The organism is Propionispira arboris (assembly GCF_900109225.1).
Classification (GTDB): domain Bacteria; phylum Bacillota; class Negativicutes; order Selenomonadales; family Selenomonadaceae; genus Propionispira; species Propionispira arboris.
The window spans coordinates 100,148-117,763 of sequence record NZ_FNZK01000013.1 but is presented as its reverse complement, the minus strand read 5'-3'; the positions used below and the strand labels follow the sequence as shown (position 1 = coordinate 117,763).

The 17,616-nt window shown below is 34.1% G+C and carries 16 protein-coding genes and 2 pseudogenes; 14 read left to right on the top strand and 4 right to left on the bottom strand.

The features are described 5' to 3' along the window. Positions 1 to 1,006 precede the first annotated feature (1,006 nt). The 8 genes from BMY14_RS13200 (at position 1,007) to BMY14_RS13160 (ending at position 12,110) form a co-directional block, all read left to right on the top strand. Positions 1,007 to 2,059 (top strand): alcohol dehydrogenase catalytic domain-containing protein, encoded by a 1,053-nt coding sequence (locus BMY14_RS13200; protein WP_091832661.1) that lies wholly within the window; start codon positions 1,007 to 1,009, stop codon positions 2,057 to 2,059. A 78-nt stretch (positions 2,060 to 2,137) separates the two neighbouring features. Continuing rightward, the gene (locus tag BMY14_RS13195) at positions 2,138 to 3,475 is read left to right on the top strand and encodes a RuBisCO large subunit C-terminal-like domain-containing protein (RefSeq protein ID WP_091832658.1); all 1,338 of its coding nucleotides are present in this window, start codon (positions 2,138 to 2,140) and stop codon (positions 3,473 to 3,475) included. A 105-nt stretch (positions 3,476 to 3,580) separates the two neighbouring features. Next, positions 3,581 to 4,069 (top strand): PTS sugar transporter subunit IIA, encoded by a 489-nt coding sequence (locus BMY14_RS13190; protein ID WP_091832655.1) that lies wholly within the window; start codon positions 3,581 to 3,583, stop codon positions 4,067 to 4,069. Between the two features lie 290 nt (positions 4,070 to 4,359). Beyond that, entirely contained in the window at positions 4,360 to 4,653 is a 294-nt protein-coding gene (locus BMY14_RS13185; RefSeq protein ID WP_091832652.1) for a PTS sugar transporter subunit IIB, read from the top strand. A gap of 261 nt (positions 4,654 to 4,914) precedes the next feature. Continuing rightward, complete coding sequence (locus tag BMY14_RS13175; protein WP_091832647.1) at positions 4,915 to 6,213, top strand: PTS transporter subunit IIC; 1,299 nt, start codon at positions 4,915 to 4,917, stop codon at positions 6,211 to 6,213. Positions 6,214 to 6,726: 513 nt separating this feature from the next. Next, entirely contained in the window at positions 6,727 to 7,596 is an 870-nt protein-coding gene (locus tag BMY14_RS13170; RefSeq protein WP_091832644.1) for a damage-control phosphatase ARMT1 family protein, read from the top strand. Between the two features lie 561 nt (positions 7,597 to 8,157). After that, positions 8,158 to 11,049 (top strand): sigma 54-interacting transcriptional regulator, encoded by a 2,892-nt coding sequence (locus BMY14_RS13165; RefSeq protein WP_091832641.1) that lies wholly within the window; start codon positions 8,158 to 8,160, stop codon positions 11,047 to 11,049. Between the two features lie 113 nt (positions 11,050 to 11,162). After that, a complete protein-coding gene (locus BMY14_RS13160) occupies positions 11,163 to 12,110 on the top strand; it encodes an AEC family transporter (RefSeq protein WP_091832638.1) in 948 nt (315 codons plus the stop codon). A gap of 39 nt (positions 12,111 to 12,149) precedes the next feature. On the opposite strand, the pseudogene BMY14_RS21195 reads toward BMY14_RS13160, so the two are convergent. Together BMY14_RS21195 and BMY14_RS21190 are read right to left on the bottom strand one after the other, a co-directional pair. Further along, positions 12,150 to 12,290, bottom strand: a pseudogene (locus BMY14_RS21195) (transposase domain-containing protein); the annotation flags it as partial. Beyond that, positions 12,284 to 12,632: pseudogene (locus BMY14_RS21190) on the bottom strand (IS66 family transposase); the annotation flags it as partial. The pseudogenes BMY14_RS21190 and BMY14_RS21195, both read right to left, overlap by 7 nt. A 61-nt stretch (positions 12,633 to 12,693) precedes the next feature. Here BMY14_RS21190 and BMY14_RS13145 point away from each other — a divergent pair. Then, positions 12,694 to 13,098, top strand: coding sequence for an IS66 family transposase (locus BMY14_RS13145; RefSeq protein WP_091832629.1), 405 nt, complete (start codon positions 12,694 to 12,696; stop codon positions 13,096 to 13,098). Here BMY14_RS13145 and BMY14_RS13140 read toward each other — a convergent pair. Further along, positions 13,047 to 13,640, bottom strand: a complete 594-nt coding sequence (locus tag BMY14_RS13140) for a TetR/AcrR family transcriptional regulator (RefSeq protein WP_019555533.1) — start codon at positions 13,638 to 13,640, stop codon at positions 13,047 to 13,049. The two genes, BMY14_RS13145 and BMY14_RS13140, sit on opposite strands and share 52 nt — an antisense overlap. A 180-nt stretch (positions 13,641 to 13,820) precedes the next feature. Here BMY14_RS13140 and BMY14_RS13135 point away from each other — a divergent pair, with 180 nt between their 5' ends. The 4 genes from BMY14_RS13135 to BMY14_RS13120 all read left to right on the top strand — a co-directional run bounded on the left by BMY14_RS13135 (position 13,821) and on the right by BMY14_RS13120 (position 16,904). Beyond that, on the top strand, positions 13,821 to 14,834 hold the full coding sequence (locus BMY14_RS13135) for a lipocalin-like domain-containing protein (RefSeq protein WP_091832626.1): 1,014 nt from the start codon (positions 13,821 to 13,823) through the stop codon (positions 14,832 to 14,834). Between the two features lie 71 nt (positions 14,835 to 14,905). Continuing rightward, positions 14,906 to 15,148 (top strand): hypothetical protein, encoded by a 243-nt coding sequence (locus BMY14_RS13130; RefSeq protein ID WP_091832623.1) that lies wholly within the window; start codon positions 14,906 to 14,908, stop codon positions 15,146 to 15,148. A 95-nt stretch (positions 15,149 to 15,243) separates the two neighbouring features. Further along, the gene (locus tag BMY14_RS13125; protein ID WP_091832620.1) at positions 15,244 to 15,702 is read left to right on the top strand and encodes a helix-turn-helix domain-containing protein; all 459 of its coding nucleotides are present in this window, start codon (positions 15,244 to 15,246) and stop codon (positions 15,700 to 15,702) included. 323 nt (positions 15,703 to 16,025) lie between these two features. Further along, positions 16,026 to 16,904 carry a carotenoid biosynthesis protein gene (locus BMY14_RS13120; RefSeq protein ID WP_091832617.1) on the top strand — a complete coding sequence of 293 codons (879 nt, stop codon included), beginning with the start codon at positions 16,026 to 16,028 and terminating at the stop codon, positions 16,902 to 16,904. 43 nt (positions 16,905 to 16,947) lie between these two features. Here the strand turns inward: BMY14_RS13120 and BMY14_RS21050 are convergent, their stop codons facing one another. After that, positions 16,948 to 17,073 (bottom strand): hypothetical protein, encoded by a 126-nt coding sequence (locus BMY14_RS21050; protein WP_281246445.1) that lies wholly within the window; start codon positions 17,071 to 17,073, stop codon positions 16,948 to 16,950. A 101-nt stretch (positions 17,074 to 17,174) separates the two neighbouring features. On the opposite strand from BMY14_RS21050, the gene BMY14_RS13110 reads away from it, so the two are divergent. Beyond that, positions 17,175 to 17,537 carry a hypothetical protein gene (locus tag BMY14_RS13110; RefSeq protein ID WP_143063176.1) on the top strand — a complete coding sequence of 121 codons (363 nt, stop codon included), beginning with the start codon at positions 17,175 to 17,177 and terminating at the stop codon, positions 17,535 to 17,537. Positions 17,538 to 17,616: the final 79 nt, after the last annotated feature.

Here is a 17,616-nt window from a genome sequence, read left to right as displayed (position 1 = left end):
GTTGTGCGGTATGCACACACCGTCAAGTGGTCATGTCTATGGGCACATATGGGCACAATAGAGGCTAAGCGAAGCAGCTTAATCTCTATTGTGCCTTAATTTATGTTGGTAAAGACTTCTTCCAGTCAGGAAACCTCCGTCCATCCGCAAAAGTTTATGCACTTGGTGATACATAGGTATAATTGGTTGCATCGTGAATGGTACTACTCTGGGAACATCCCCAATATGAGTATATCTATACCTGTATATTCATAATTACAAGCATAGATATATGATAAATATGGAACTGCTGCACATAATAAAACATGTGCAGCATCTTTTTTTGCAAAAAATTACTTCCACGCTTTAAATCTATCTATGAAAAAATATCTTTAAATCAAGACAAGGCGGCACGATCTCTTTATTTTGCTTTATCAAGTTTAATTTGTTCTTCACCCCATTTATAATGAAAGATACTCTTGTTTAATGTGAATAGAAAAATGAAAATACCCAGGATGCAGACACAGATAAATGTCTATATCCTGGGTGTTTTTTATAACTACTGGTAGGTAAACTAAGAATAACATCAATTACTCTTATAATATTTTTTGAGGAGTTATACAGTAAGAGTAGAATAGGTTATTTTCAACTTTAGTTAATTTTCTATGGTTTTCACTATGATAGTTTAGCATTTACTGGTGTGTAATGTATTTTGATGCTTACTTAATTTGGTAGTCTGAATTTCTACCGGAATTTTAGAATAGACGTGTACAGAATCCTATCCTGATCTGATAAAAAAGTGCGAGAAATAGTATTGCTATTCGGAAAAACAGAAAATAGCATGAAATATTCTGTTCCTATAAGACATTCTATAGATGGGGAATAGATGTTTTTTTTGTTTTTTCCCCGCAATATCAGCCAGTTAAAAACGGATATCACATTTTATCGCATTTTTTGGCATTGAAATTGCATATATAAATATGCAGAACATTAAGAAAAAAATATTACAATTAGGAGAGGGTTCAATATGAAGGCAGTTTTATTAGCAGGACCAAATGAAGTAAGAGTTGGCGAGATTGCTGTACCAAAATGTCCATCTGACGGATTTTTATTAAAAGTGAGTGCATGTGGTCTCTGCGGATCTGATATCAGGACTATCCGCAATGGCAGTGGCAAAATAAAGCAATACCCTGTCATTATGGGGCACGAAATTACCGGAGTAGTTGAGGATGTTGGCAATACTTTACACGCAGACTATAAGGTCGGCGATAAGGTTGCTGTGGGGTCAACTGCATCATGTGGTGAATGTTATTTCTGTAAAAAAGGACAAGAAAATCTTTGCCCTGATCTTAAGTGTCTGGGTAATGGGCCTGTAGATTTTCCTGGCGGTTTGGCAGAGTATGTTGCAGTACCTCGTCTGTTTATTGAAAAAGGTCCGGTTAAAAAGCTTAGTGATAATGTTGATATTGATGTAGCGGCTTTAGCCGAGCCTCTGACAACGGTAATGAATTCACATGATAACATTACATTCGATTCCAATGATACGGCCGTAATAATCGGAGCAGGACCAATTGGCGCCCTCCATATAGCCAATCTGAAGCTAAACGGTATTGGAACTACAATTATTGCTGATGTATTTGAAGAAAGGCTGGAATTAGTTGCAGCGGCAGTTTCGCCGAATATTGTAGTCAACGTAACGAAGGAAAACCTGGTAGATGTTATCAAAAAGGTTACAAATGGGAGAGGTGCAGATATTGTGATCGTAGCATGTTCAGTAAAAGCTGTACAGGAACAGGCATTCAGCTATGTCCGCAAAGGAGGACATGTGGTTTTTTTTGGCGGGCTTCCTGACAAAAACCGTATGATTCAACTGGACAGCAATATTTTGCATTACAGTCAGCTTACCTTACATGGAACGTATATTTCTCGTCCCCATCACTTCTTTAAGGCTATCGAGCTAATTACTCAAAATAAAATTGACTTATCGAAACTTGTAACAAAAATGAAAATGGATGATTTCGATCAAGCCATGGCTCTGGCCGAATCGGGAAAAGTATTGAAGGTTGTTATAAATCCGTAAGTGAATATGGGAAATGGCCATTCTTTATTTGCTTATGGTTTTAATAAATAAATAAATAAAAATTAGGAGGAAAAAATTATGATGAACAGGTTGTATAGCCCACTATTAAACCCAATGACTGAAGGAATTAATTTAGATGATTACTGTGTTGCCACGTATCTGATTGGCGCTGAAAAGGACGAAGACCCGATTATTAAAGCAGCCAGCATTGGCATAGAGCAAACCACAGGGTCTTGGACTGATGTAGAAGCAGAGACAGACGAGGTTAGAGCAAAATATGCTGCTAAAACTCTCTCTGTTTTTGAAGTACCTGATTATGAAAATTTTACCTATATGAAAAAGGACTTAGCTGATCGTGATATGCGCTTCTATGTAATCAAAATCGGTTTTCCTCAAGTAAATATCGAGGACAATATGCCTCTTTTATTTGCCACAATTACTGGCAATATCACATCTATGCCATATTTACGGCTACTGGATATCGACTTTCCAGCTAAGTTTGTTGCTAAGTTCAAAGGACCTAAATTTGGTATAGCCGGTATCAGGAAAATCTTGGGTGTTAAAGACAGACCTCTGTTAAACAATATGATCAAACCTTGCACAGGATATACACCAGAAGTAGGGGCAAAACTCTTTTACGACGCAGCGATAGGTGGTGTGGATATTATTAAGGATGACGAACTGATTTCGGGAGACAGAGCTTTCAATAAACTTGAAGATCGTGTGAAGCTGAATATGGCAGCTGCAGCCAAAGCTGATAAGATTAAAGGTGAAACTACCATGTATACCGTAAACATCACGGATGAAGTTCATAAATTAAAAGACAATGCCTTGCGAGCTATTAAAGCTGGTGCCAATGCGATTATGGTAGATGCTTTTGGCATTGGTCTGTCAGCACTGAGATCATTGGCAGAAGACCCGGATGTTAATGTTCCTATCTTGGCTCATACCTGCTACGGTGGTGCTTTGAAAACTTCCCCGTATCAGGGAGTAAGTTCAAATGTACTATTCAAGCTATTGCGTATGTGTGGAGCTGATATTATTCTTATCGAGTGTCCTTATGGTAAATTTGATAATATTCAGAGTAAATATATACGTAGTATTCAAATTTGTCAAGGCAAGTTTTATAATCTAAAAACTTCATTACCATTTATTGGTGGCGGAGTAATACCAGGATTGATTCCAACGATTATGCAAGATACGGGGTATGATGTATTGTTAGGAGCTGGTGCTTCCGTGCATGGTTTTCCAACTGGACCTGTAGATGGTGCTAAAGCGCTGCGTCAGGCTATTGATGCTTGTATGGACGGTGTAAGCCTGAGAGAAGCCGCTAAAGATCATAAAGAGTTAGAAGTTGCTGTTAATAAATGGGGCATTTATGGAGAAGAAAATCTAAAAAACCTCTATGCTATTTAACTAAGTTTGGATTGGCTACTACCCCGGAGTGCCGTGAATTTGGTCTCCGGGGACACTAGCCTTCAAAATATATTCTAATAGAAATAGAAAAGAGGTGGAGTTGTTTTGTTAGGGAACTTGACGAAGTATCTAAATGAAAAGACTATTCGTACGCAAGTTGAGTGCCAGAATTGGGAAGAAGCAGTCAGAAAAGTGGGAAATATACTATTTGAGAACGGTGATGTCGAAAGCTCCTACGTTGACGGGATGATAAAATACGTTAAAAAGTATGGTCCATATATAGTATTGATGCCAGGTTTTGCCTTGGCCCATGCTCGACCGGAAGACGGTGCTAAGAAAGTAGCCATGTGTATGATCACCCTGAAAACCCCTGTCAAGTTTGGTCATGAGAATTATGATCCCGTTTATGTGGTAATGGGTTTAAGTGCACCAGCTAAAGAAAGACATGTTGAAGCTCTTGCTGATATTTGTAACATTTTAAAGGAAGAAAAAATTCTGGAAGTGATCAAGTGTGCTCAGGCTGCAAATGATATCATGAAAATATTTAACTCTGACGAAACTTTACTTTCGCAGCAAGAAATAGCCCCATCTTGATATAAATAGGCAAAGCAGACACTCGTCAGTATAGCTTTTTTCAATAAATAGACGAAACCGTCTTGTAAACATTTTTTTTGATATCGTTAAAGCAATTGTCCAATCTAGGTCAGCAACTTCATTGAACAACACAAAAAACATATAAGCTCAACTTAATTGCGGTGTTGGAAAATTAGGCGAGGATGATTTCTGATTTTATGAGATACTTTAAGTATATTCAATTCTTGAAGTCCAACACGTAATGAAAGTTGAGCATTTAAGAAATAACATTAAATAAGGAGGAATAGATTATGGCTTGGAAAAAAGTAAATGGTGCTTGTATTTGTGGATGCGGAATGGGAAGTTCCCTGCTCCTGAAGATTCTTCTGGAAAGTATCCTTGAAGAGAAAAAAATATCTTCCAATATCGAATGCGTTGATTCGGGGAGTGTTCCCAACGATCTTACTTTAGTAGTGACTTCTAGCGCTTTTGAAAAAGAAATGAATGACAGATTTGAAGGAAAAATTCCGGTTATAGCAATAAAAGATTTTTACGGAAAGGGGGAACTTGAATCAAAACTTAGAGATATTGGTGTTATTGATTAAAAATATTGTCTTGCCAGAGTAATATCAAGGCAAAAATCATGAAGAGAATATTTTGAAAACCTGGAAAATCTCTAGTGTACTGATCGTTATGGTAGTTGCGCTGAATACGCAAAGGAAGGCGGATTACATAGTGGCGCTCAAAGATAACCATAAAACCTTGTATAAATATCAGAATATTCTAATGATTAGAATAAATATTGCTTTAAAGAAGAAACACTACAAATCTACGATACCCATAAAAAGAGGAGGTCGAAGAAAACTATGGTTAGTGCAATCATGGAATTTTTAGCTAACGAGGTTTTAACTCAGGCTGCGGTGGTCATGGCATTAGTTGGTCTTATTGGTTTAGTTCTCCAAAAGAAACCCATTGAAAGAGTTATGACAGGTGTCATTAAAATTTATGTAGGGATGACCATTTTCACACTCGGGCTTAATGCAATTTGTGCTCAAGTTGATATTTTTACAAAAATGTCTTTGCAAATTGTAGGTGCTTCAAATGTATTGGAGGGTGCAACCAGGGTTCCTATTATTGCCTCATATGATAACGTTATGAGTGCGGCGGCATTGACACTAGGTTTAGCTTATGTCGTAAATATCTTAATTGCGCGATTCACAAAAATGAAAATTATCTACCTGACAGGACATTGGTCACATTGGACATGTATCTGTGTTTGTGCGGTACTGATGAACTATTTGGGTATTGCAAGTACTACGGCTATCTTAATCGGCGGCGTTATTGTCGGGACATACCAAGTGGTGTTCCCTTATATGCTTCAACCCTATACCAAAGTACTAACGGGAGGTGCTCCTATAGCATTTGGACATGGTGTCAGTTCCTGTGCCTTAATCGGTAGCTGGATCGGAAGCAAAATAGGGGATCCAAAGGACAGCTTTGAAGATATTGAATTGAGCGGACGTTTATCTTTCCTCAAAGAAGTTGTTATCACAGTGGCTCTAACTATGTCCGTTATGTATTTGGGCTTGTCACTAATTGTAGGAAAAGATTTTGTTATGACATTGAGTGGTGGAAAAAACTGGATCATGTTTGCTATATTTGCAGGATTCGGTTTCTCCGCTGGTCTAATGGCTCTTCTTTATGGAATTCGTATGTTTATTGCTGAAATAACACCTGCTTTCCAAGGTATTTCCACAAAACTAGTTCCCGGTGCTATACCAGCTTTTGACTGCCCCGTTTTTTTTCAATACGGTGCCAATTCGCTGCTGATTGGTTTTGTTATTGCTCAGATTTGTTCTGTTATTAGTATGGCTATTTTAATGAGATTTGATCTGACTGTTCCAATATTAATGGTAACCTATGAAAATTTCTTTGGCGGCGGTGTTGTAGCTATTTTTGCCAATAAATTCGGTGGTAAAAAAGCTGCTATAGTCGGTGCAATGTTCTTCGGTTTTACTGCAACATTAGGAAGATCGCTTTTCTTCCCAATGCTTGGTCCAATGGTTGCTTTTGCACAAACGACAGCTGAATGGGACCAAATGGTTGTCTGTACAGTGGTAGGTTGGATTGGAAACCTCCTTGGTTTAGCACAATATATGTTCTAAACAATTGAAGCTGTTCAGACTATAAGCATAATCAACGCTATAATCTGAATATCAACAACATCAATGTAAAAAATAAGGGGTGTTATTATGGCTACGAAAAGCTTAATATCCAAGGATTCAAAATTCTTATTCTTACTCGGTATTCTTTATATCTTTGTTATGTTTATAATAAGCAAAATTTAACTACCAAAACAGGGGGCTGTGTAGCAATGGAAAAGAAAAGTGCACTAAGAAAATAATCCACGGATTTTTCTATTATCAATTAGCTTATCCAGGTTAAATAACACGTCTATCGTGTTACTTAAGTCTTTTGCAATAGGGCATATAATGTTCAATTATATGCCCTATTGTAAGTTTCAAGAAATATTATCAGTAAAGTTATTGGTGATTCATGCAATATATTGGGGAAGAGATCATGTGGACGTAAATAAAAAAAGAACAAGGCTAAATACCTTATTATTATATATATTGAGGTTCTAAGAGAACATTTTATTGTACGAGGAGGAGTATATTGTGATAAATTTCCCCTGCTTTATTTGCCTGCAAAAACAGTCTTTAGACACTATGAAGAGATTAAAAATTGAAGACTCTATTCAAGAAAAGACTCTCAGAAAAATTATGGAATTGTTGTTAAATATTGATTGGAGTCTTTCATCGGATGAACTGGAAAATGAGGTTAATATTGTTTTTCGTGGTGAAATTGGAAATGCTGATCCGTTTAAACAAATTAAAGATATAAATAATAAAGAATCCATGAAGTTAATTGAAGCAATCAAAGAGAAAATTAAACAGACAGATGCTGATAAGAAAATTGCAAAAGCTACGTTGGCTGCTATAGCTGGCAATATAATTGATTTTGGACCAGATAAAAATTTTAATGTTGGCAAAACACTTCAGAAGTTTTTAAAGAAAAAACGATTACCAAGAGATTTTAACTATTTACGTGAAGAATTATTGACGGCAAATACTATTTTGTATTTTTTGGACAATGCAGGAGAGATAGTATTTGATAAATTACTTTTGGAAACAATAAATTCACTAAGAAATAAGCCATTTTCTCGAATTAGTTTAGTTGTTAAAGGAGGACCATTTGTTAACGATGTGACATTGACAGAAGCACTATCTATTGGGATGAATGAAATTCCTAATGTGGAATTTAGAAAAATTGGTAATGGTGAACCAGACACTGGTCCAAATAGAAAATCAGCAATAGTCGAAAAATGGATTAAAGAGCATGATATTGTGTTATCAAAAGGTCAGGCTAATTATGCAGGTTTGCATTCATATAAGAATATTTATTTTTTGTTAATCGCAAAATGTGCTTATAGCGCCAGTGTATTAAATGTTCCAGAAGGAAGTTTGATTATAAAACGAAGTATTTGAAACTAGAACGTATACTAATCAGTGGAAATTGTAAAAAAATTATTTTATTGAAAAATCAAGAGGAAAGCCTATATTTTAAGATAGGACTTTCCTACTTTGTGAGTATAATATACTTTTATACAGTGTATGTATCTGCGTATTCAATTCATTTATTAAGAAAATATTACGAGTATAAAGTTTTACTCTCATAAATACAAAAAGTATGCTATTCTTATGAACACCAGATAAAATAGGAATGTTATCTATTTTCAATATAGTTTATTTTAAATAAATCACAATGTTCTGACTTTTCATTATTTATGGAATAATTAAATAGGCAAAATATTTCATATCAAATAATTTTCCAATATTTTAACCGTATTCAAAAAATTAAGTTCACCATATTTTGTCTCTGATATTATAATTCCAGTCTGAAAAAGGAGTGATTATAGAATAGATATTTTTTCATATGTATATAGGTTGGGTTTTTTATGGGGAATTTACACCAGAACCAAAAAGTTAATACTTTAATTTTTTCTTATTTACTGGTAGAAATTGATAATGTTTTTGGGGGTTATGTAGATGGAAGAAAACCTACGTTTGCTTATTGCAAATGAAAATAAATTTAATCCTTACACTGATGACAGTTTAGCTTTAATGTTGAAAACATCAAGACAAAATATTATAAAGATAAGAAAACAATTAAATATTCCAAGTTATAATCTGCGCCGACTTCCTTATCTTAAAGACAAGATAAGGGAATTTATTAGCGAAGAAAAAAATATATCTGATCGAAAATTAGTCAAATCTATTCAAAATTTGGGCTTTGATATTTCTACCTTTTCTGTATCTATTATTAGAAAAGAGCTTGGAGAAATAGAAGAAATTGATGAGAATACTCAAACTAATGATAATGATGTATTTTGCCATATTATTGGTTTCAATGGTAGTATTTTCCCAAAAATAATGCAAGCTAAGGCAGCAATATTATATCCCCCCAATGGGCTTCATACTTTAATTATAGGACAGACTGGAACTGGTAAATCCCAATTAGCCATGGCTATGTTCGAATTTGCTAAAAAGATAGAACGAGTTAAACCCAAATCGTTAATTCGATTTAATTGTGCGGATTATTCTAATAATCCACAACTTTTGCTTTCACAATTATTTGGACATGTTAAGGGAGCCTATACTGGTGCTGAAACGGAAAAAAAGGGATTAATTGAAAAAGCTGATGGCGGTATAATATTTTTAGATGAAATCCATCGATTGCCAGTAGAAGGTCAAGAGATGCTTTTTTCTATTATTGACAACGGCGTATTTCGCAAACTGGGGGAATCGGAAAACGAACATAAAGTTAATGTAATGGTGATAGGAGCTACGACGAAAGATCTTGATTCTCAACTTGCCCTTACTTTTCGACGAAGAATACCAATGGTTATAGAATTACCACCTCTCTATAATCGTTCAATAAATGAAAAATATGAAATAATTGTTGAATTTTTCAGAATGGAAGCTGAACGACTTGGCATCCCCATTAATGTGAAATCCGATGTAGTGTGTGGACTGTTATGCTATAATTGTCCCGGCAATATTGGTCAACTTAGAAGTGATATTCAAATGGCTTGTGCTAAAGCCTATTTGAAATATGTAAATGAGAATAAGAAATGTATTACTATTGGTCTGGCAGAGTTTAATAACGATGTGTGTGAAAGTTTATATCGCAAAAAATATACATATAGTGGTATAAAAAACTATATTAATAATGGAATTTCAATTCAACCGGGACGAAAAGAAGTCGATATATATGATGATACGGATTCATATATATTACCAAATGAAATTTATGGTTTTATTGATCAGCGATTTGAGGAATTAAAAAGGCAGGGCGTTGAACAAAACACTATAGGAAAAATTATGGAAAGGGAACTCGAAACCCATTTAAAAAGAACCACAAGTTATTTGCAGAAAATAAATATTAATATGGAAACCCAAAATATATCATGTTTAGTCGGAAATGAAATATCGAGTATTGTAGCAAAGATGTCGGAAATTGCAGAGGAACGGCTGGGGTCATTGGATAAAAGCTTTTATTACTGCTTGGCGTTACATCTTCATGCAACAATTCAACGAGTAAAACAAGGAAAACCAATATTTAATCCTGAACTTAGCAGAATTAAAGAAGAGTATCATGATGAATATTTAACAGCTATAGAAATTTTAAAATTTGCTGAGGAAAAACTTCAAATCAAATTTCCAGAATCTGAAACTGGATTTATTGCATTATACTTAAGAAAAAAGGCCATTAATCTAAAAAGTCCTAATGGAATTGTAAATATTATAATTATTAGCCACGGACATGTTGCATCCGAAATGGCGAAAATTGTAAATAGTTTAATTGGTCAAAATTTTGTTGATTTTGTTGATATTGACTTTGAAGAAAAAACCGACACAGCATTAAAAAGATCTATTGAATTATGTGAACGAATCCATATGGGAAACGGTATATTGATTCTTGTAGATATGGGGTCAGCTATTACATTTGGTGAATTAATAACAAAAGCAACCAATATTCCAACAAGAACAATAAACAAAGTTCATACAGCTATGGCTCTGGATGCAGCTTTTACAGCGATTAATCAAAATATGACTTTGGAAGATTTATATATGACTTTGGATAATCAAAGTTATTATTTTAAACCTAAAATAAATAATGGTCAGCCGGTTCTAATTACTCTCTGCATAACGGGAGAAGGTGCAGCGCAACAAATAAAAAAATTTATTGAAAATAATTTTAAAGAAGAAATAAGACAAAGTAACATTGAGATCATTCCAATTTGCTTTATAAAATATTGGGATGCGATAAATGCAATAAAAAAAATTCAGGAAGAAAATTTTTTAATTGGAATTATTGGTACCATTGATCCAGCTATTAGTAATGTTCCTTTTTTATCTATTGATAAAATATTTGAAGAAAAAGGGGAAACTTTATTGAGAAATTTACTGTTTGCTGGGCAAAATGAGTATTTAGTTAAAACTAGCATTCCAGTATTAAATCAAATTTTTGATGATAAGCTTATATTACCACAAGCGACATTTAAATCTAAAAATGTTGTTTTGGATGAACTAAGCCAGTTGTTATTGAAATATGGTTATGTGCAAAAAGGCTATTTACTGGGAATATACGAACGCGAACGAATGGATAATACTTATTTGACTGGTACAATTGCTATCCCACATACTTTTGCTAAACATGTTATTAAACCGGGAATTGCAATTGCCACGCTGCAGAAACCCATTAACTGGGGAAATGATCAATTTGTGGATAAAATATTTATGATTGCTTTACCAGAAGCAAGTTCGCTTGTTTTCCGTTTTTTTTATCAAGTCTGGGCTGATCAAAATTTAATGGAAAAATTAATGTCGTGTACAGATCGGCATGAGTTTATAAACCATATTTTGGAGTGCAAGTGAAAATACTGAATTTCAATAGATTTTTTTGCACTACTTTCTCCATTATTTTATTTTTTTCTATAGAATGATAAAAGATTATTGAAAAAACTTTTATTTATAAAGAAGGACTTGAATTGGATATACAAACAAAGTTATTAATTTTTGCTATAGATATGATCGGTCCACTATTACTAGGATGTGCTTGCAAATATCAGCAAGTGTTTAATGCTGGATTTTTTAATAAAATGATCTTAAATAATATTCTCGTGGTTTGCCCTCTTGTTTCTTTTTTTAGTTTTTGGATATTACCAATCAATAGTGACCTGTTATGGGTTCCACTCATTAGCATTGCAATGGGATTTTTACCAGGGGGAATAGCGTATATTATTGCACAAATGAAGTATTCTGATGACCGAGAGCGCGGTTCCTACGTGATGGCAGCTAGTCTTTCAAATTTTGGCACAATTGGTGGTATTTGCGTTTTTCTTATTTATGGTGAAAAAGGATATGCATATCAACAAATTATGGTGCTATTTCAATATATGTTCATGTTTATGTGCTGTTATCCTCTGGCACAATCTTATGAAAATCGATTTAAAAAGGAATCAATAAAGCAGAAAATATCATTGAAAGCAATGTTGTTCTCAAAAAATCAACTTGCAGTATTAGGAATATTACTTGGTGGAGTTTTACACTATTTAGATGTGCCTCGTCCACATGAAATCAATGGTACAATACAAATTTTAATTCATTTTGGAACGTGGACAGGTCTCATTCCGGTCGGATATTCGATAAATTTAAAAAAAATTCGTCAATATTGGCTATCATTATTTGATTTATCAATCATTAAGTTTATAGTTACACCAATTATAATTTACTTTTTATCTCATATTGTCATCCATGATATTAATATGCTCGGAACAATTCTTGTGCTTTCATGTATGCCAACGGCAGTAAATGCAGTAATTACCTCAAGAATTTATAATTTAAATGTTGATTTGAATGTTGCTGCTTTCATTGTAACAACGTTACTGTTCTTATTTATTATTTATCCACTTCTTTTTATCGGATTATCATGTTAGTTCGGTAAGCGTCAAAAATGCCGTTACCTTGACAACACGTCAGTTGGTAACAGCATTCGTTTTGTAGTAACCTGGAACGAAATTCGGCATTAATCGTTGCGGTGCCTCAACATCATTTCGTATATTCCAGTTTGGTGCATTTTTGAAAATATAAGTCAAATATGCATATGGATTTACCCCATTTTCTTTTGCACAGTTTCTATGATGCTAAAAATAATGGCACTGGCTATAGCTCCTCGACTCGTATTCGCGAAAAGAAAATTTTTGCGATCAATAACAAACGGCTTAATGTTGTCTTCTGCACGATTGTTGTTGTCCGTCACTTATATAGCGTTCAAGATATTTCCATTGTTCAATCATGTAATGTACTGCTCGACCAAAGCTACTTTTTGTAGATGCTTTCTTGGTATGAAGGTATGACAAAAACTCGTCAAGCACTGGCTTTGCCAGTTCCTGCCGCTTTTTATAACGTTCTTCTGTTGCACAATCGGAAAGTTGCCGCTCAATCGCAAATAGTTGGGTGCAATACTGTTTACACCGTTGTGTACCAGATCTTCACGGTCTTTTTCAGGAAGGCATTTCAGTGCTTCGTCAAATTTTCTTCGGATATGCGACGTATCTTACTTTTCGAATAAGGCTCATGTACGTAGATATTTTGTTAATGCTTTGCCACAGCTTGAATGATGAAGAAACGACTTTAACAAAAGCATGTATTGAACAAATCAATCAACTCTTTTATATGGAGAAAGAATTCGCATCTCTCGAAACCGAAGAACGGAAAAAACAGCCTCTAATGCAGGAAAAGCCTGCATTAGAGGCTGTTTGGTTATGGATTGAAGCGAATAAAGAGAAAATAGCACCTAAAGCGAAATTGCGCCAAGCCATAAACTATGCGGAAAACAATAAAAAGGGTCTAGAAAAGATTATGCTGATCTATCATGAATTTGTTAACTTATATGGATCTATCGATGTTTTAACTTGGTATTGAGTTAATAATGTTGGATAGAAACCTTCTAAGGACCATCCCTTTAGTATGGATACAATCTCATCAAACGAAAGGATATCTTCATCAGCCCATGTGATTATCATTTCTACTATTACTGTCATCATCATATCAATAACAATTTTTGCATGTTCATTTTCACTTTGAATAATTATAGGAAGTTTATTTTTGAGATATATTCTGTACTTATTAGAAAAATTTAAATCTCTTTGATTGCGAACCAAAATATTGAGATACTCATAATCTTTTCTGAATAGCTCATATATTTTTCTTATATAATTAGTCATGTCAGAATCGCTTTTTAAAATTCCCATATAGATATTATCGAGCCCATCTAATAATTTAGCTTCTATGTATTCCAAGACAGCATAAATGTCTTGAAAATGTCTATAAAATGTTGCCCTATGAATCCCACTTTCTGCTGTTATATTTTTTATGGTAATTTTTTCTATTTCTGTGTTTTTGTACAGTGTCCAAAAAGCATTTACTATTTTTAATTCAGTTTGTTTTCCTGCGTTCTTGTTCAAATTATTCTCCTCCTTAAAATGCGACATATTACCTCATATTGTATCTTGTCTTTAGAACATAGGGATGATAATATAAATTCATCAAATGCGACAATGTGTCTCATCTGAAATTGTACAATAGGAAAACTAAAAAGTATAGTATTTTTAATCTATAATCAAAAATAAGGAGAGTAAATAATTATGAGTAAAGTAAAGAATAACAAGGGATTACCATTAAGTGTAGATGTTATTAACGATTTACCTGGGAAAAGGGGGATAGCATTTGACTCTTGGTATGTAAAGGCAGATTTTGAAAGTGATGGACATATTTTAGGATTTACATGGCATCAAGGAATGATTCATACACCGGACGAAAAAGAAATAGTATCGGCTGAAACAGTATTTATGGATGCCACTGACAATACTTGGATCAATAAAGACCTGACAGCACCAGCATCCTCAGAAAACAATTGTTCTTATGATGAATTGAATGTTTACTCATCTTTGGGATCATTAAAAGGTAATCGGGATGCTATGTCTTTAACATTAGATCTTGGAGAAAATAAATTGGATATTAAATTAACTTCACAAAAAGAAGTTCTCTATAATGGTGCTAGTGGTTTGATTACATTCAACGGTACTCCAAGTTATCAATATTCTTTTCCTAATATGAAAATGGAAGGTACATTTACTATCAAAGGTAAAACTTATGCGGTGAAAAATGGTGTTGCTTGGTTTGATAGACAAATTGGAAAAGTTGAACGTTCAGATATATTAAAAGAAGATGCTAATCTAGACGGAACTCTTGTTGCGGGTAAGAGTATTTGGTTATGGCTTGGCTTAGCTTTAGGTGAAGAATTAAAAGAAGCCATTTCACTTTGGGATATTTATTCAGGTAACACTCGATATGCATTTGCAACTATCGCTGACAAATTTGGTGCACAAACCAATGCTGTCGCTGATATTACTTATGACGAAGTATGGACAAGTAGCAAGACCGGTAATAAGTATCCAAAAGTGTTGACCATTAAAGTAGCAGCTGTTGACTTTAAGATGAAACTAACTTCATATGCTAATAGTGAAAATGTTGAATTTGTTCGAGACATACAAGGATTAGATGGCTGTCAATGTCTATATCATGGAATTGGAAACTACAAAGGTCAGAAAATTGATCGAGCAGTAAATTTAGAAATGATTGGGAATATATGCCAGTAATTAGTTAATGAGGTAACCGTACAACCAAACTGTGCATATAAAAATAGCAACATTAGGGGATGATTCCACTGATGAAAAGTTGGGGGACCAATGACCGTTGCTATAGCCAGTGGGCTTCTAATAGTATAGCTACTATTCATATATTGCTTGTTTTACCAACAATGTATGTGATTTGTTATAAAAAAATAAAAGAATTAAAGCATATTAAAATTTTTTGGATAATAGGACCGTTATATAATGAATTAAAGAATTTTAATCTATTTATAAATTTGCCAGAAAATTGGACGATAGGGCATGGTTTGTTTTCTACGTAACGTGATACTATCGTTCATTTCTGGCGACCGTCATGAAAATAATTAGTACCTTCTAATCATATCCATAAAGAATTTTATAAAGGATGTCGTCAGAAGTGAGAAGAAAAGTATCTGTAGAAGAATTAGCTAAAATAAAGGATGCCATGGATAAAGAAACGATAGTAAGAGTTTTTAAAAGATATAAAGCTCTCTATCTATATCTCTCTGGCATGATTGGTAGTGATGTAGCAAAACAGACAGGAATAACAGTAAATACGATATGTAATTTATATAAAAAGTATCAGTCTGCCGGACTTTCTGGTATACCGGATAAAAAAATTTCAGGAAGACCCGTACGACTTACACTCGAAGAAAGAGATACATTAAAAGAACTGATTATGAAGCAGCACCCTTTTGATGTCGGAGTATCCAGGGATTTTAATTGGACAGCTGGTTTGATTGCCAATTACATTAAACGAGAATACGGATATACATATTCTATTCGGGGAATCACTGGATTGCTGGCGCGGATGGGGTTTTACTATAAGTATCCAATTTATGTACTTGCTGATTAATAAACCATAGCGGAGAAATACCGTCTAATGCAATATGACGGTATTTGGTATTGTAATAATCAAACTAATTTTAAGTCTGTCCACTTGTGGTAAAGTAACGTTGTTGATGCATAATACTACGTTGTACGTGAGTATGTCCTACTCAAATTCCTTTTTCATTATCTTTCTTAATTTCTGAATCAAATTGTTTTTCTTTTAGCGGGCCACCTCCTGATTTTATTGTAACAACCGTTCAATGTGTCTGCAAAAAGTATTTTAGTTGTACAAAAAAGCTCTAGGCAACGGTCCTTTATTCCGTTTTGTGCCATGAGTAAGCGAAAGGTATGGTTATAATTATGGCAAATACAAATTTGAATTACAATCAAACTGTTACTGCTGATATTGGCAAAAATAAAATAACAGACTATCTTATGTGGGGTCTCGTTGCTATAGTAGCAATTATGACATTATTGATGAAATTAAATATAATTGCCAACGTAACAAGTAATATATTTATTCCTATGTTTATCTTTGCATGGCTTCATGGAACTCGGCGTTATGGGTTCAAAAACATGGTAATATGGTTTGCCATCACATGGATTGTAAGTGTTTTCTTTGAAGGACTAAGTATAACAACGGGATTCCCGTTTGGGCATTACTATTATAGAGAAGGATTAGGACTTCGTATTTGGAACGTACCAATATTTATAATGGTATCTTATTTTGCCATCGTGTATACATCTTGGACAGTAGCACATGCAGTACTAGGACGCTTCAATAAGAAAATTGAAGGAATTTATAAGGTCCTTGTCCCAATAACTACAGCCTTATTAATGACTATGTGGGATCTTGTAACCGATCCTCAAGCTTCTACTATAGGCGGTATTTGGGTTTGGAGGGATGGAGGAAACTATTTTGGGGTTCCAATATCTAATTTTATAGGGTGGTTTTTTGTAGTGTATGTTTTTTCGCAAATATTCACATTATTTATTTCCAAGAAAGATTTTGACTCTGGCAATGTTAGTATTACATCAAAAAAGACATATTGGCTTCAGCCTTGCATAATCTATTTAGTTATGGGAATAGGTGTCGTTATCGATGGAATTGTGCATTCTGATTATACTGAAATATATGCTTCTATGGGAATAATAGCTGTCTTCACAGTGATTTTTAATGCAGGTATTGCAATGTTAAATATGAAAACCTCCAAAGAATTAAACTAATAAGTCTAACCTTTGACCGTTCCTGTTTTATTATATGAAAAGTTCATTTCTGCTGTTTTTCCATGATATTAAGCTGGATTAAATATTGTCCTGTTAAATTATGCAAGGCTTTCACATATTCATAAATCGGAATACAGGAGTTTTCCTGAAAGTAGTTTAAATAGTTCATAACAAGTGTTGAAAAGATAAAGGACTGCATAGCAGAATTTTGGCTAGCTATGTTTTGCTGTTTTAGCAAGCGTGCATAATGTTTATGATTTTTCACGAAAGATGGACATTATAAAGTTCCATTATATGGGAAAAGAACATCCTGAAGTTATGGATACTTTTGCTAGTTTCTTCCTGACGCCGCATGTTTCTGAGCAAAATAGTGCGAATTGGTATAAATTACTTTCAGGTAATAGGACGACAGAAATGATGCGCGTCACGATGAGAAAACCCGAAGGGATGAAAGCGAAGATAGAAGAAATGGAGTCAATTGGTTCCAACGCATCAGTTCCGATTATAGCCCTTTATGGAGCTTTACCAGAAAAAATATGGCCGAATCGTGAGTCTTGCGCAAAAGCGTTACAGAAAATGATGGTTCCGGTAGAATATCTCTTTGGAACACAAGACCCTCTATTATTGGAATGAGCCTTTATGGTATTATTACAAATTGGAGAACTTGCAAAAAATTTCCCGTAATAGAGGTTTTATTGCACATCATTATGGA